The organism is Paenibacillus sp. FSL L8-0436 (genome assembly GCF_038593025.1).
Classification (GTDB): domain Bacteria; phylum Bacillota; class Bacilli; order Paenibacillales; family Paenibacillaceae; genus Paenibacillus_AQ.
The window spans coordinates 1,712,902-1,729,163 of the sequence record NZ_CP151955.1; the positions used below are offsets into that span (position 1 = coordinate 1,712,902).

General features: G+C 47.5%; 12 protein-coding genes and 2 pseudogenes. 11 read left to right on the plus strand and 3 right to left on the minus strand.

Going from position 1 to position 16,262, the window contains the following annotated elements:
• Positions 1-310: 310 nt before the first annotated feature.
• The 6 genes and pseudogenes from NSS79_RS07930 to NSS79_RS07955 all read left to right on the plus strand — a co-directional run.
• On the plus strand, positions 311-886 hold the full coding sequence (locus tag NSS79_RS07930; RefSeq protein WP_342438929.1) for a hypothetical protein: 576 nt from the start codon (positions 311-313) through the stop codon (positions 884-886).
• 247 nt (positions 887-1,133) lie between these two features.
• Positions 1,134-1,562, plus strand: coding sequence for a hypothetical protein (locus tag NSS79_RS07935; protein WP_342438930.1), 429 nt, complete (start codon positions 1,134-1,136; stop codon positions 1,560-1,562).
• 30 nt (positions 1,563-1,592) lie between these two features.
• On the plus strand, positions 1,593-2,081 hold the full coding sequence (locus NSS79_RS07940) for a GNAT family N-acetyltransferase (RefSeq protein ID WP_342438931.1): 489 nt from the start codon (positions 1,593-1,595) through the stop codon (positions 2,079-2,081).
• Between the two features lie 648 nt (positions 2,082-2,729).
• Positions 2,730-2,934 (plus strand): annotated as a pseudogene (locus tag NSS79_RS07945) (helix-turn-helix transcriptional regulator).
• Positions 2,931-3,140 carry a hypothetical protein gene (locus NSS79_RS07950; protein ID WP_342438932.1) on the plus strand — a complete coding sequence of 70 codons (210 nt, stop codon included), beginning with the start codon at positions 2,931-2,933 and terminating at the stop codon, positions 3,138-3,140. Before NSS79_RS07945 ends, NSS79_RS07950 begins: the two are co-directional and overlap by 4 nt.
• 1,109 nt (positions 3,141-4,249) lie before the next feature.
• Positions 4,250-4,624, plus strand: a pseudogene (locus NSS79_RS07955) (recombinase family protein); the annotation flags it as partial.
• Between the two features lie 40 nt (positions 4,625-4,664).
• Here NSS79_RS07955 and NSS79_RS07960 read toward each other — a convergent pair.
• The 3 genes from NSS79_RS07960 to NSS79_RS07970 all read right to left on the minus strand — a co-directional run bounded on the left by NSS79_RS07960 (position 4,665) and on the right by NSS79_RS07970 (position 7,863).
• On the minus strand, positions 4,665-4,991 hold the full coding sequence (locus NSS79_RS07960; protein WP_342438933.1) for a hypothetical protein: 327 nt from the start codon (positions 4,989-4,991) through the stop codon (positions 4,665-4,667).
• 1,128 nt (positions 4,992-6,119) lie between these two features.
• Complete coding sequence (locus NSS79_RS07965) at positions 6,120-6,518, minus strand: hypothetical protein (protein ID WP_342438934.1); 399 nt, start codon at positions 6,516-6,518, stop codon at positions 6,120-6,122.
• Between the two features lie 67 nt (positions 6,519-6,585).
• Positions 6,586-7,863 (minus strand): helix-turn-helix transcriptional regulator, encoded by a 1,278-nt coding sequence (locus NSS79_RS07970; protein WP_342438936.1) that lies wholly within the window; start codon positions 7,861-7,863, stop codon positions 6,586-6,588.
• Positions 7,864-7,975: 112 nt separating this feature from the next.
• Between NSS79_RS07970 and NSS79_RS07975 the strand changes: the two genes are divergently transcribed.
• From NSS79_RS07975 to NSS79_RS07995, 5 genes are all read left to right on the plus strand, one after another.
• Positions 7,976-10,246, plus strand: coding sequence for a glycoside hydrolase family 3 C-terminal domain-containing protein (locus tag NSS79_RS07975; protein ID WP_342440319.1), 2,271 nt, complete (start codon positions 7,976-7,978; stop codon positions 10,244-10,246).
• Between the two features lie 217 nt (positions 10,247-10,463).
• Positions 10,464-11,807 carry a glycoside hydrolase family 30 protein gene (locus NSS79_RS07980; RefSeq protein ID WP_342438937.1) on the plus strand — a complete coding sequence of 448 codons (1,344 nt, stop codon included), beginning with the start codon at positions 10,464-10,466 and terminating at the stop codon, positions 11,805-11,807.
• 167 nt (positions 11,808-11,974) lie between these two features.
• The gene (locus tag NSS79_RS07985; protein WP_342438938.1) at positions 11,975-13,759 is read left to right on the plus strand and encodes a histidine kinase; all 1,785 of its coding nucleotides are present in this window, start codon (positions 11,975-11,977) and stop codon (positions 13,757-13,759) included.
• Positions 13,752-14,837: a response regulator gene (locus tag NSS79_RS07990; RefSeq protein WP_342438939.1), complete on the plus strand. Its 1,086-nt coding sequence runs from the start codon at positions 13,752-13,754 to the stop codon at positions 14,835-14,837. The genes NSS79_RS07985 and NSS79_RS07990 overlap by 8 nt, the downstream gene beginning before the upstream one ends.
• Before the next feature lie 79 nt (positions 14,838-14,916).
• Positions 14,917-16,221 (plus strand): extracellular solute-binding protein, encoded by a 1,305-nt coding sequence (locus NSS79_RS07995; protein ID WP_342438940.1) that lies wholly within the window; start codon positions 14,917-14,919, stop codon positions 16,219-16,221.
• The last annotated feature ends 41 nt before the right edge of the window (positions 16,222-16,262 follow it).

Sequence of the window (16,262 nt, forward strand, 5' to 3'; positions counted from 1 at the left end):
GTAGAGATAGCGGATTGAATCTCATCTCCCGATACTTACATTTGAGTGCAAGAAATTATTCTATTGTAACCTATGTTTCTAAGGTTCTTTGATTGCTACTTCAGGAACCTCTGGAGGTGTGCCTCCTCATTTACACTTTGATATTAACGATGAAAAAGAAAAGCAACTAAATGATATTGAAATCGAGAATGCTAAACAGAAGTATAAAGATAATCCAAAAGCAATGTCCATTCTTAACGGTTTATTATAATTTATCAAAGTCGATTTATTTCAAAATCATCTTCGTTGTTCCCCAGAAGGAGAATGTTTTATGAAATTCCGGAAATATTGGTTCCTTGGCTGTTTTGGAGTGATAGCCGTAATGTTCTGTTTTTCACAGACTGTCACCCATGCCCAATCCAAGTCGGCAACAACTCTAGAGCGGAAAATTAAAATTTTAGAAAAAGTCCAAATCCAAGAGAGCTACACCCAAGTACTGATTGGGAAATTGGAATCTGATTGGCCTAAGCTGTTTACTGCAAAATCCGTTGATGATCTTTTCAATAAATATGCTTTTATCACTTGGTACATTGACGATGATGCACGGACACGTTTAAAGTCTCAACTTAAAAATCACACCTACTATCTTGAGTATGAACAGCTTCTTAAAAAAGGGTTGCTGCCAGCTAAAAAAGCGAATTTGAAGAATTTGAAGATCGACTCCTACTCTAGTGACATTATTGCAGTTTCAGGAATGTATGATGTAATACTTCGTGATGGAACCAGCAAATCATTTGATGTGACGTTAAAAGCTAAGAAGGAGTCCCTCAGTTATTTCTCACCAATGTTTAACATAGAAGAGGGAAGGGGAATCTCAACGGATTCAAAGGAAGAGGCATCGGAATAATCATTCCCGTTAGAATTCCTGTAAACTGTATAATTTGAAATTCAGAGGAACAACTCAAACTAAAATAAAACCTGCCTTTTTTCGACTACCGTAGATTTTGCCTGGCTAAAAGTTTAGTAGATATTCGCTTTTGGCGGAACATTGGTGTGGCACTCTTATCATTATCTTGATTATGACCGGATCGGATTTCAGCTAGCTTCCACAGTTTTATGGTTACATCGCCATGTGAGGTTGGGAAGTTGAGAAGGTGTATTTATATCCTGGTAGTCATACTCTCTATGTTTGTGGGGTCGAGTGTCAGTGTGCCAGATATAAAGGTTCAGGCTGCATCCAGTCAGGTCGCCGCCTCATCTGGAGGTCACTGGCTTCCGCAGGGCCTACACCTACAGCCTCCCCGCCAGTGGAGCGGGAGACGAACTGGTATATTCCCGATTGGGTAGATGACATGATTCAAAAAGTCGATGATATGATTCAATCGTTCAAAGACCTCATGTCACCGCTCTATGATGCCTTTGCCAAGAGCTACTTGTTTATTCCGCAGATTGCCGAAATCGATAAGGTTCGTTTTTTAGAAATATGGAGTGTAGAGAGTTTGGATAGTTGTCTTGGATTTGTGTCATGGTCACAATTAGAGTGGAATAATTCTAATCTTTCCTTTGACCACATGCATGATTAGAATTAGAATAAGATGCAAAGAGGTGATCCTATGATACATGTAAGACCATTGGAACAAAAGGAATATGATTTTCTTATGGATATGCATTATGAGTCCATAAATATTTTACAAGGGAAGCCACCCAAACATGAGCTTCTAAATTCTCCACATATCGTGAAGTATAGTGAGAATTGGGGAAGAAAAGGTGATATGGCTTTAATAGCTCTAATTGAGAATATACCTGTAGGTGCCGCATGGTATAGATTATTTGGCGAGATGAATAAAGGATATGGGTTTATTGATTGTGAAACCCCAGAACTAGGTATTGCTATACTAGCTAACTATAGACAACAGGGTTTAGGAATGAGACTCATGCAAGACATCATTCAACAAGCAATATCCGATGGTTATAAATCACTTTCTTTAAGCGTTGATCCAGAGAATCAAGCGGCAGTTCGGTTATATGAAAAACTTGGATTTGAGTATTTTGGGGTATCTGGAACCTCTTGGACTATGAAGTTAAACATCAGGATCGATTAAACTAACAGGAAACGTTAATTCAGCAACACAGCGGCAGTCTATGACTTTATTTTGTCGTTAAGATCTGCCGTCGATTAAAATTTTAAGGGCCAATGTTTTTTTAAGCACCTTTCTATTTAGCGAAAATGGTTTCGTTCGCAAAGTGCTACTGTCTCCATCCCAGCCCAATGAGCTCCTAAGTCAATAACGCCTATACCGGAGAATAGGCTGAGTTTTATCACCGTACAATCCCTCCCTTACTGCGCCGTTTGCGTCTACTACTTTTTACTTCTCAGCCTGTAAGTCAGACCGAGTAAACATCCTATAAAATAGCCGGGATAGCACAAGCTGCCTGTCAGCATCAAATCCTACTGACTGGTAGTAAACATATCCGTCTACCTTCGTATAAAGCAAACACTGTCTCACCTTCAGAATCATCGTAAAAACGCTCTATTCGCCGTTTGAGGTGGATGGTTGCCAAGCTCTGGTCGCCTCCTTATAAGGGCCTTGCCCTTAGGGTATGTATCTTCGTACTGTGCATCATCTAAATGGCAAGTTAGTACAATAACCTCATAATCAAAATGTAAAAACAATATGACATAAATGCTCAGGTGTTTTATCATTGAAAATGTAAATAGTATTTTACATTATAGAAAAGGTGATAACTTATTGAAGAATAAGATTAAGGATATTAGAAAAAATATGAAGCTTTTTCAAGGAGATCTTTCTACTAGATGTGGCGTCACAAGACAAACAATTAATGCTATAGAAAATGAAAAAATATGACCCTACCTTAACCTTAGTATTTAAATTATCAATTCAACTCGATACTACAATTGACCAATTATTTTCCTACGAGGAGGACTTAAAATGAAACTGCAGAGAGCTGATGAAATGGAACAATTTCAAAATGATAAATCTGCTAGAAACACTTACATATTTTTCACTTTAGCGTTGTTGGTTTGGTCATTAATCAACATGTTTTCAAAAGGTGAAACGGGCTGGGAGTTTACTATATTGCTGATAGGAAATGTAATTTTCTTTTGGTCAAGAATCTTCTACAGAAGAAAAATGAAATAAACAAGTAGATGGAGGATTCTAAGCTAACAGCAAACGATAGCTCAATAAAAACCAACAGTAGTCTAGGACTTTATTTTGAGTTTAAGACAGCTGTTGGTTTTTATATTGGAACCCTCAAAACGAGCTTCTATGGAATTCGCTAGTGAGCAGTATGCGTCTACAATTCTTCACACACAGTTTTATCGAAACATCTGTTTATAATCCTTGGAATCGAATTTCCCCCTGCTAAGAACCAAAGTGTCCATGGGTAGCGGTGAAATTCATTCATACGGGATTATGACGAGAAATTCTAAAAAAACAATTAGAAGTAACACAAGTATATTAAAAAAAAACGCGAGAAATCTTTCTCGGGCTTTTTTTAGTTTTTCAACGAAGTCGCTGCAGAACGATGCGCCGGCCGGGTACCGCTGCTGGCCGGCATCCAGAAGTGCGCCAACATGGGCGGTAGCAAGTCAGGATGCGCTCCCCGGAACACTTGACCAAGTAAGTTGGCTCAGGCGGACGCCCTGTAGCCTGGCTTTCTTCAGCGCATGGCTGTAGCAGGCTGCAGATCGATGCGCAAGCCTGGTGCCATAGTTAGCTGGCTTGGTTTTTATAACGAGCTGAAGGTAACGGCTAAATTCAAGCCCCTTCACATGTCGGAAGATTATTTTTAATGGTAAAAAAATGATAAAATCTAAAATCGTTACATTGTTTGAACGGGTTTTGGAAATAAATCTTATTTAGGATTTGTTGTTCCTTAATTTTTTTAACAGTCGATCTAAAATGAAACCAACAAGATACCAGAAAGCTAATGTGGTGAGATAAACTCCCGTTATTGGAATGTCTGCTTTTCGTACAAAATGAGATGATTCGTATATCCAGACCAACGGACTAGTTATGGCCAACAGTATGTTATAGTCGTCATTTCCTGAAACATTTACAGCAATAGCAACAAATGAAATTAAAACTAACCAAAATCGAAATGATTTCATTAAAGAACGAAATAGTTTCATTAACCACACCTCCAATTTTTACATTTGAAATAACATCCAATCGTCTGACTAGCTATACTCAATTAATTATACATCTACTTCTTGAATTGTATGAGTTATCTCCAATAAGAGCGAAATCGGTTAGGCCGGGACTATGACGGTATCATTGCGGAGTGGAAGCATATCACACGCGAGATTTGTGCGGACATTGTATGTCTGGGTAACGAAACATTGTTCGATTCCCGGAAGTTTAAGACGATGGGGGACTTTGGAAAAGTGATGGAGGATCAATTTCTAAGCCTGCTGGCATATGTAGCTGAGCAGGAACGGAAGAAGAATCATTCAAGGCAGGCTGAAGGCATTGAGGTGGCTCGGACTGAAGGGGTTACCTTTGGTCGACCCAAACATGAAATTGATAACACATTCATTGAAGTATATGAGGCGTGGAAATCTGGTGAGTTTACTGCAACGGAAGCCATGAGAAGGGGGGATGAAGAAGCTACTCAATGAAAGTATAATATAGCCTCCTTTGCGAAAAAATTGTTAAAAATCAACTTACCCAAACCATGTATAAGGTTTGTCCATCTCTATACTCTTTATCAGCATATATATTGTGAAAGCGTTGGTTTAGTGTGTTTTCTCTTACTAGGTTATAAAGTAATGCATATGCTAATTTAGGATCGCCAGTAGTATAGCCTTCAAATTCAGTCCCTATTTTATTAAAAGCATCGCCATTATAAACCCATTCTTCTGCTTCACGTAAAGTATCAAAATTCATCATTTCTCTGAACCAGCGTATATCTTTTTTGTGTGTTCTTTGATTTTCATCTTTGATGAAGTGAGAAGAGTATTCATCTGTGTTTTGTCCCTCGACCACGGCAATACCTCCCTTACTCAATGAAAAAGGCTAAAATTTATATTTGGTTATATCTTATGGACCAAGCATGAAACTAACACTATCCCTCCCGCGCGTGAGCTATCAATCTTAAAATTAACACCTACAATATCACCTGATTCTAGGTATGAATTTCCCCTAAAATTGGTACGGTAAGTCGATATACTCCCGTGAAATAAATAGTTAGAGGACATTGAGGGGCGTAAATATTTGCTCCATTTAAAAAATGTGTGAGCCCAGACGCTGTAGTAACAGTACCATTCGTTGCTGAGACTGTGACTTGCGGTCCAAAAGCAGCAATTCCTGCTGGTGTAAGTGTCAATCCCAAAGCTAAAACCCTATCAAATGAATAGCAAGTACCAGTGTCAAAAGTAGTGAAAGAAAATATTTTGTTCTTTTTATGTCATACCACCAATGTTTTTATTAATTTCTTTGTTATGGAAACACAATGGCATATAATATTCTAATTTTCAACTATTTTTGATATAAATAGGACATTTGTCACATGAGAATTCGCTAGTAAGTTTTTTTATAAAAAAGATATTACGGGAACATTTGTCCCCCCCTGATCCGTACATACATTTGGAACCAAATGCACCAAAGGGGGGCTTAAAATGTTATATTTGGATAGTTGTATAGAAGGTGCTCGTGGATTTATTCGCTGGAAGCGGTGTTGTTCCAAAGGCTGCAGAGAACTTAAACCGCAAATGGGATGCATTTGAACTTGATCCAGGTTGGGCTCAGGTCTCGTCGAAGCGATTGAACCGCGAATCTACATAAGGCATACTTTTTACGAACATTCATAGCACGTTTTAATTGCTTTGGAATGCCAATCTAATAAAGTACCTCTACTAGAGATGCCGTTTGGCGGCGCTTTTTCATTGATTGATAAGGAATTTATCGCCACTCTTTAAGCATATCGACATAATCTTTGTTTTTCTCCTATTGATAAAATTGCAACAAGTGTTGAGTTCGCACAAAAAAAGCCAATTTTCCTCGATCAAGAAATTGGCGTAGCTGCAGGAGAAATAAATTGGCTGTATTAAAAAGAACCCACAGGGCTAAAAATGCCTGTGAGTTCAAATTGCACTATATAAGTTGGAGGCAAGCTTAATCGCCCCCACCACCACCGCCGCCGGAATCGCCGCCCCCACCGCCGGAATCGCCACCGCTGCTATGGCCGCCGCCATCCCAGCCGCCATGCCCGCCATGATGACTGTCCCAGCTGCTGCCGCCATGACTTTGACCGTGATTACCGCCGTTCCCGCTGTTTCCGTCATGGTGATTGCGGGTGTGATTGTTGTTGTCGTTATCGCCCGTAAAGAGATTTGGATCCGCGCCGGGGAAGAAATAATTGTCAGCCGAGTTGTTTCGGTTCCGCAGCCGGTTGCTGCCGCCGTGTTTCCTGCCGTTATCACGGATAACCGCCTGGACGACGATATACACTAACACACCAATAAAAACAATGCCGATGCCCAAAGTAATCGCTCCTTCAAGGTTTCTTACCAAGATTGTACCATATTATTGCAGCTCTGCACCTTAATTGCACAGGAGAATGACGCATCTAGTAGATAATTCAGCGGTCATGCCGGAACTGCCTGGGTGTTACTCCGGTATATTTCTTAAAGACTTTCGTGAAATAGCTCTGGTCGTTGAAATGAAGCCGGGTGGCGATATCCGACAACGTGACCCCGGGCAGTTCGATCAGCCGCTTGGCCTCCTCAATCCGCTCCCGCTGGATATAATCGCTGACAGAAATTCCATTCTCCTTCTTGAACAGCTGAGAGAGATAGCTGGCATTCAGCCCGGCCACCTCAGCCAATTTGTTCAGAGTAAGCTCCTCGTACATGTGGTTGAAAATATAGTTCTGGCATAGTGCAGAAGTGCGGGACAGCTTTGATCGGCGATTGTCGCGCGCATGATCGGCAAAATCGCACAAAGCCGCGAGCTGGGCTTTGTCAACGGCGGGAATATCCTTCAGTTCTTCGATATGCTGAATGTGGAAGTCGCTCAGCGTATAGGCGATTTCCCAGAACAGGCCCCCGTCGATCGCGGCCCGGGTTGCCAGTGTGATGGAGGAGATGGCCAGATTCTTTTTGCTGCGCAGCTGGCTTTTCTTGGAGAGCCGCCCGAAGCTTTCCTCGGAGAAGGAGGCTTGGGACCGCAGGAGTCCTGCTTTGTCTCCGATTACGATATGGCGGAACATCTCCCGTTCGAGCATCGGCTCATGATGCAGCCAGGTGTTCTCGCGCCGGTAGGAGTGATCGAGATCCGAACGGCTTTCCGTATGCTGCACAGGCTCATGATGAGTGGAGGCAAGCAGCAGCTCCGTGACCGAAAGGGCTTGTCCGTTAACCAGTGAGTACAGCAGCAGGGCGGCATGGTACCATCTCGTCCGGCTCAGCACCGGCAGGCCGCAGTAATACTGAAGCCACTTTTCCACATGGCCAAGCGGGAGGTTGTGGTCATTTATCAGGCTGGCTACAGTAGTCTCGGTCATTGAAGCGGCCAGTGAAGGGCCGAGTATTATCGTTCCGCCAGTCCCAAGCTCTGCAGGCAGCTTGAGCATAATGAAATTTTCCAGAAAACCGGTAGTGTGCAGATACGGCAAAAAGGAAGTCCCTCCGGTGTTTCGGGGATGGTTGTTTTCAAGTCCAGAGACGAACTCCGCAATTTCGGCCAGCATCCCGGCGTGGGTGGGCGCAGCCGGCCGCTCTTCCATAGAAGGAGGGAGCGCCAGTTGAAGGTTGCCTGCAGTGTCCAGCCAGCAGACCGGAATCCGGTAAGCTTCGTAGATTAATTTGCAGATGTATTGCAATCCCTCTGTTTCCTCCATGTAGTCTAACATCTTCATCCATCCACCTCCTGATCCAATGAAAATACCAATAATACAATAGTAATACCATAAATGCAGGTTGAAGTATATTAGAATGAGAGTAGAAAAACCTATTTCGAGGAGGCATATGATGACAACTCACATTTCAAACCTCATTTCGCAAATGACACTGGAAGAAAAGGCCGGACTTTGCTCCGGGCTGGATTTTTGGCACACGAAAGGCATCGGGCGGCTGGGCATTCCCTCTTTGATGCTAACCGACGGTCCCCATGGACTGCGGAAGCAACAAGGGAGCGCCGACCATCTCGGACTCCATAATAGTGTACCGGCAACCTGTTTTCCATCCGCAGCCGGGCTTGCATCTTCCTGGGACCGTGAGCTGATTCATGAGGTCGGCAAGGCGCTCGGCGAGGAATGCCAGGCGGAGGATGTAGCGGTCCTGCTTGGACCGGGAACCAATATTAAACGTTCCCCGCTGAACGGGCGGAACTTCGAATACTTCTCGGAAGATCCTTATCTATCCTCGGAAATGGGCGCCAGCCACATCCAGGGGGTGCAAAGCCAGGGCGTGGGCACCTCGCTGAAGCATTTTGCCGCCAACAACCAGGAACACCGCAGAATGTCTACGAATGCTATCATTGATGAGCGGACGCTTCGGGAAATTTATCTGGCCAGCTTCGAAGGCGCAGTGACACAAAGCCAGCCCTGGAGTGTAATGTGCTCTTATAATCAGCTGAATGGTGAATACGCTTCCGAAAGTGAAACACTGCTGACGAAGGTGCTTAGAGAGGAATGGGGCTTTGAGGGCTTCGTCGTGTCCGATTGGGGAGCGGTCAATGAACGGGTGAAGGCGCTGCAGGCCGGGCTTGAGCTGGAGATGCCGTCAAGCGGAGGCATTGGTGATGCCAAAATCGTGGCCGCAGTGAACAGCGGTGAGCTGTCCATGGAAACGCTGGATAAAAATGTGGAGCGGCTGCTGTCCTTTATTTTCAAAAGAGTGGAGAACCGCAAGGAGAATGCAACGTTCGATCTGGAGCAGCATCATGCGCTGGCGCGGAAGGTGGCCCGGGAAAGTATGGTGCTGCTGAGAAACGAAGACAATATTCTGCCGCTTGCCAAGAGCGGAACGCTTGCCATTATCGGTGAATTCGCCAAAAAGCCGCGTTACCAGGGCGGAGGCAGCTCGCATGTCAATCCAACGAAGCTGGATGATGCTTTTGCCGAAATGCAGGCGGTGGCGGGCGATTCCGCAAGCTTCCTGTATGCACAGGGCTATGACTTGAACAGCGATGAAATCAACAGTGCGCTGCTCAAGGAAGCACAGGAAACAGCACAAGGCGCAGATGCTGCGGTGTTGTTCCTTGGACTGCCTGACAGCTATGAATCGGAGGGGTATGACCGCAGCCATCTGTCGCTGCCTGAGAGTCATAAGGCGCTGATCAAGGCGGTGGCTGAAGTTCAAGACCAAATTATCGTGGTGCTGAGCAACGGCTCCCCGATTGAGATGCCTTGGCTGAATCATACGAAGGCCGTTCTGGAAGGTTATCTGGGCGGTCAGGCTTTTGGCGGCGCGATTGCCGATCTGCTCTTTGGTGAAGTAAGCCCAAGCGGCAAACTGGCCGAGACCTTCCCGCAGAAGCTGAGTGACAATCCCTCCTTCCTCAATTTCCCCGGCGAAGGCGATATGGTGGAATATAAGGAAGGCCTGTTCGTCGGCTACCGCTATTATGATAAAAAAGAAATCGAGCCGCTGTTCCCGTTCGGCTTTGGACTCAGCTATACGCAATTCGAGTACAGCGGTCTGAAACTGGACAAGAGCAGTATCAGGGATACAGATGCTGTTCAGGTGACAGTGAATGTCAAAAATACCGGCAGCCGGACAGGCAAAGAGGTGGTTCAGCTCTACGTCAGTGACGAAGAGAGCAGTGTCATCCGGCCGCTGCAGGAGCTTAAAGGCTTCCAGAAGCTGGAGCTGCGGCCGGGGGAACAGCGTGAAGTCTCCTTTACCCTGAATAAGCGTGCTTTTGCTTACTACAACGTGAAGCTGGCGGACTGGCATGTGGAAAGCGGAACGTTCAACATTGCCGTAGGCTCTTCATCGCGGGATATCCGGCTATCCGCTCCACTTACGGTAACTTCGACAACGAAGATTGCGGTAAATTTCCACCGCAACACCACGGTAGGCGATTTGCTGGCAAATCCGTTGACTGCGGAAAAAGCAAAGAATTACAGCAGTATCTTTGGCCTGGAAGATGCAATGGATGATAATCCGGAAATGTTCCTTGCCATGATGAAATATATGCCGCTGCGTGCGATGATCGGCTTTGGCCAAGGGAAATATACTGAGGCCGATTTGGCCGAAGATTTGCGGGAATTGAACGCGCTGGTTGCAGAGCAATAATCGCCGTCTGCCGAATCACTGGCAGGAGGGCATAACTGTTAGGAATTAGGAAAGGCAGCGTCCCGTTATGAGGCCGCTGCCTTTTGACAGGTTAAAATAATCCAATCCGTGATTGCCGGATTATCCAATTCCATTATGAATGACCCGGGATATAATGAAAGCGCAAACATTAAAATCAAATACAGCTTCAAACTACACCTATGGAGGAACTTATAATATGGCTGATACAATTCAGAAATGGTTTGCCAGCACGGAAAAAGCACCTTGGATAGCCCAAAACATCCCTGGTCCAGAACAAGCCGGGACGGCCGCTAATCTGACCGTTACCGCAGAGACGTTCCAGACGCTGGAAGGCTTCGGCGGCTGCTTTAACGAATTGGGCTTTGTGGCGTTGGGCCACCTGCCGGAGGAAGAACGGGCGGGGCTGATGCATGAGCTGTTCCATCCCGAAGGGGAGCAGCGGTTCAGCATCTGCCGCCTGCCGATTGGAGCCAGCGATTATGCGCTGGAATGGTACAGCCTGAACGAGAATGACGGGGACTACGCCATGGAGCATTTCTCCATTGAGCGTGACCGGCAGATGCTGATTCCCTACATCAAGGAAGCCCTGCAGCTGAACCCGGACCTTAAGCTGTTCGCGTCCCCCTGGAGTCCGCCGACATGGATGAAGTTCCCCAAAGCGTATAACTATGGAACACTACGCTGGGAACCGCAAGTTCTTGAAGCATACGCCCTTTACTTCGTGAAGTTCGTGGAAGCCTACCGTGCAGAAGGTATAACGATTCATCAGGTGCATGTGCAGAATGAGGTGGTTGCCGACCAGAAGTTTCCTTCCTGCGTCTGGACCGGGGAGCAGCTGAGGATCTTCATCCGCGACTACCTTGGCCCGGCATTCGAGAAGCATGGGCTGGAGACGGAAATTTGGCTGGGGACGATCAATGCCCCGGAGCCATGGGATGAATGGCTTAAAGCTAAATCAAGCGATCATGATGCCTTCGCCGGGGTGGTGCTCGGGGATCCCGAAGCCTATAAATATATTAAGGGAGTAGGCTATCAATGGGCCGGCAAATATGCCATCCAACGCACCGTGCAGAGCTACCCGGAGCTGCGGTATATGCAGACCGAAAATGAATGCGGCGATGGCAAAAATACGTGGTTTTATGCGAGATATGTATTTAACCTGTATCAGCATTACTTCATGAATGGTGTGAACGCTTATATCTATTGGAACATGGTGCTTGAGCCCAAGGGAAGGAGCACTTGGGGCTGGGAGCAGAATTCCCTGCTGACCATTGACCCCGGCCAAAGACAAGCGACCGTGAATCCGGAGTATTACGTGATGAAGCATTTCTCCCGCTTTGCCGTCCCAGGTTCCGTAAGAGTAGGGCTTAAAGGTCCGTGGAGCGGCCATGCCGTTGCTTTCCGGACACCGCTGGGCGGGATCACGCTCGTTCTGGCCAATCCATTCAAGGAACGGCGGATGCTTCACTTGCATAGTGGTTCCTCGTCGTACTCCCTGGAGCTTGAACCGGAATCCTTCCATACGTTTGTCCTTAGTTAACAAGGCATTCTCCTTAAACTAACGTCCATTCTTCGCGGGGCGTTAGTTTTTTGTTAAGATAAAATAATTTAAAGCATTCCACACTTAACATGAATTGTTAAACCCAAGAAAATTCCATTCTGACTTGGGCAAACTATGGCAAGTGAAACTTGGAGGTTGGTGCAGCAATGAGGGTTGCCGGTTGGATTATGAAACTTACTGAGCCTTTCCGCCGCAGTATCCGCAATAAGCTTATTCTGACTATGATTATCCTCGCTGTTGTGCCAATTGTGACGATTACAGCACTGGCAGCCGAGAACAGCCGCCGGTCAATGGAGGCCGAGGTCATCAGCACGAATCTTTCCAATATGAAATGGACCGGTGTCTATCTGGGGGACCAGTTCGCCCAGCTTAATAATCTGATCTATACCGTGCTGATCAGCCCCCACCTGAGCGAATACCTCGCGAATGTAGAGGAGTCCAGCCTGTCCAGCCAATTTGCCGCACAGCGGAACATTATTGATACGCTGACGAATCTGTTCTACTCTGCGGGCAATCATGTGGTGGGGGTGGAATTGTATCTGAAAGAATATAACAAGCTGTTTACTATCAACGCCTCGCAGAGTGACATTGCCTCAACAGCCGGAATTCCTGCTCCGTATAAGCTGCTTTTTGAGCAAAACAAGGATTTCACAATAGCCGTTGGCGGCAACGACAACGGGAAATTCCAGCTGATCCGCAGCATTAACCGGTTTGAGAATCAGGAGAAGCTCGGAGGCATCTCCCTGGAAATCCGCTGGGGTGTACTGGATCAGACGCTGAATCTATTAGGCCGGGGCAACGATCATACGGTATTTATCGCTAGTAGCGACGGCAAGGTGCTGTACCAGCCCTGGGGAGTGACTCCTTCGGAAGCCATTCTGGACCGGGTTGCTGGTACCGGTGAGGCACAGAGTTATTTCCGCGGTGACCAGGCCTATGTGTTCTACAATACGATTGATCCAGTGGGTCTCAAGCTAGTCACCGTTATTCCGAACAGCTTTATTAACCAGAGTGCGCTGGCGACCATGAACTTCGGATTGATAGTAGGCGCCATTACCGTGGTCGTGGCGATATTGCTCGCCGTCATTCTGGCCTGGAGGCTGGCGACGCCAATCGTCAGCCTGGCCCGGTCCATCCAGGGCTTCGGCTTAATGAAGCAGCGTGAAGTGCGGCTCAGCAACCGGGTCGATGAAATTGGTCTTCTGGAGACGAAGCTGTATCAGATGTCGTACCGCATCCGCGAGCATATCCGGACGGAATATGTCATCGGCCTGGAGAAAAAGAGTGCCGAGCTTAAAGCACTGCAGGCGCAGATTAATCCGCATTTCCTGCAGAACACCTTGCAGATGATCGGCAGCATGCTGTTCAAGAACAGCCCGGCGGAAAGCTACGGGGTGCTGAGATCGCTCAGCGACATGTTCCGCTATATCATCCGCGAGCCGGAGGACTTGGCCCCGTTGCGGGCGGAGCTGAACCATCTGAACAATTATATGCAGATCCAGCAGCAGCGTTTCGCGGCCCGGCTCAGCTATGCAATCGAAGTGGATGAGCAGGCGACCGACAGTCTGATTCCGAAGCTGAGCCTGCAGCCGATTGTCGAGAATGCTTTTTTTCATGGGCTGGAACAGCAGTCGGGCCCTTGGGTGCTGGAGGTCAAGGTAACTTGTGAAGGGGAGGACACGGTCATTACCATCTGCGACAACGGGATCGGGCTGCAGCCGGATAAGCTGGCGGAGCTGCGGGGAAGACTGGAGCGGCGCAGCGGCGATTTATGGACGCATGGGGAGCGGATTGGCCTAAGCAATGTTGCTTCACGGATTCAGATGCATTTTGGCGGGAAATATGGGATTGGTCTAGATAGCATTCAGGGGCAAGGCACAAAGGTAACTGTAACAATACCACTGGAAAGGGACGGTGCAAACCATGCTTAAAGTGCTGCTGGTGGATGATGAAAGCTGGAACCGTGACATTGTGCGGACGTTTGGCTTGTGGGATGAACTGGGCATGGAGATTGCCGGAGAAGCAGAAGACGGGAGTGAGGCGCTGCGCCTGGCCGGTGAGCTGTCCCCGCAGATTGTCATCACCGACATGCGAATGCCTGGTGCGGACGGTGTTAAGCTGATGAATCAGCTTCATGAGAGTTATCCAGAGATTAAAGTGATTGTTGTGAGCGGCTACGACGATTTCAAATATGCCCAGAATGCCATCCGCTACGGTGCGGTGGATTATTTGCTGAAGCCGATTGATCCGGGGGAACTGAATGACGTGCTGCGCAAATGCCGGAAGGAGCTGGAGGAGAGCTCCCGTGCCCGGGAGCCGTTCGCCCTCGATATTGAGGTATCCTTCTCGCTGTCTTCGTACAAGCAGCTGATGAGGGTGCATTTCAATGAGCTGAATCCCGAAGGGGTCAATGCTGTTCTTGAAGGCATAGAGAAGGAACTGGTGCAGGGAGGCTCTGGCAGAACGGGAATGCTGCGGCAGGCGGCAAGTGAAATGCTGCTGCTGCTCAAGGAGCTCATGCGGAGCAACGCACTGGAGGAGGATGTCCTGAAAGCGGAGATCCCCCGTGAGGTATTGTCGTCCGGGAGCAGCACCGCCGCGTATCTGAAACAGCTCTACGGGACAAGTCTGGAACAGCTGATCGGACAGCGCAAGTTCAAGAATAAGCTGAATCTGGATGAGGTCCGGCAGTATATCAATCTCCACTTTGCCGAAGCGGTAACGCTGGAAGGGCTGGCCAGAGCTTTTTTCGTCAGCAAGGAATATCTAAGCAAGGTGTTCAAGCTGGAGTATGGCTGCAATGTTACAGATTATATCCTGCAGCTGCGGATGGAGAAGGCGAAGGAATGGCTGGCTGAGGAGAGCATTCCGATCAAGACGGTGGCAGAGCTGGCCGGATATGAGGATGTCGGCTATTTCTACAGAGTGTTCAAGAAGCATTACGGCGTTGCCCCCGGTGAAATGCGCAAGCAAGCAGCCGGTTTAAAAATGTCCAATCCGAAAGGGTAATTCCGTCCAATTAACCGCTTTCATAATAAAGATACAATGAAAGCGTAAACAAAACATAGACATTGGGAGGTCTTACAACATGAACAAGATGACCAAAGGTGTACTCTGTACATTCCTCACCGCCACACTGCTGGCCGGCTGCGGCAGCAATAACGGGACAAACAACAGCAATGCTGCAGAAGAAGGAAATACAGGCAGCGGTACAGCCAAAAGCGTTACCCTGAAGATGTTCATCGCGCAGCCGCGCTTTAAGGAACAATATGATAATTATATTGCCGAGTTCGTGAAGAAAGAGAAAGCGGACAAAAATATCGATGTTTCCGTACAGCTCGAAATGCCGACGGCGGACAATGCCTCGCAAATTCTGAAGACGCGCCTGGCCTCCAATGATGCACCGGATATATTCGCTATCCACGCTGTGAACGAAATTCCATCCTATTACAAGGCCGGATACCTTGAAGACCTGACAGATCAGCCCTTTGTCGGCAAGCTGCTGGACAGCGTGAAGCCCTCTGTAACCACTACGGACGGCAAGGTTGTGGCGCTGCCGCTGGAAACCCTGTCCTGGGGTTACCTCTATAACAAGACCATATTTGCCGAGAATGGCCTGACCCCGCCGACAACACTGACAGAGATGAAGGCCGTCACCGAGAAGCTGAAGGCGAAGAACGTGACGCCGTTCGTGCTCTCTTATAAAGAATCATGGATTCCACAGCTGGTGCTTCCGCTGGCTGTAGGGGGGATGATGAAAACTGCGGACCCTGAATTCGTGAACAAGATGAACAAGGATGAGGGCTCCTTTACCGAGATGAAATCCGCGATCTTTGATGTGTTTGATCTCATCAACGAAAACGGCACGGCGAAGGCCACCGAAGTCGGCGGCGATGACGGTGCGGCGGTATTTGCCGCTGGCAAGGGAGCCATGTGGCTGATGGGACCGTGGTATGCGGAAACCATCCTGAAGTCGAACCCGGATCTGGATTTCGGTGTTGCTCCGCTGCCGATCAGCGACAATGCGGATGCGACCCTGATCAACCTCAGCGCCTCGACTTCGCTCGCGGTATCGCCGACCAGCAAGAACAAGGAGGTTGCGCTTGATTTCCTGAATTATGTGCTGGATGATCAAGCCTCCAACGGCTTATTCCAGGCAATGAAATTCAATCCGGTGTCCACGGTGCACACCTATGAGAGTTATCCTTGGATCGCCGAAGCGACCACCTATGTCAAAGCTGGCAAGTCGGTGCAGGACCCGGCGATTCCGCAATCTGTCAAGGATGAGGTGGGCAAAGGACTGCAGGCATATTATGCCGGACAAATGAGTCAGGATGATGTGCTCAAGGCGCTCGACAAAGCCTGGAAATCCTACAACAAGGTAAACAAATAAGCAACAGCTTTACAGTCCGGGATGGAAGAAACTGGGGGCGC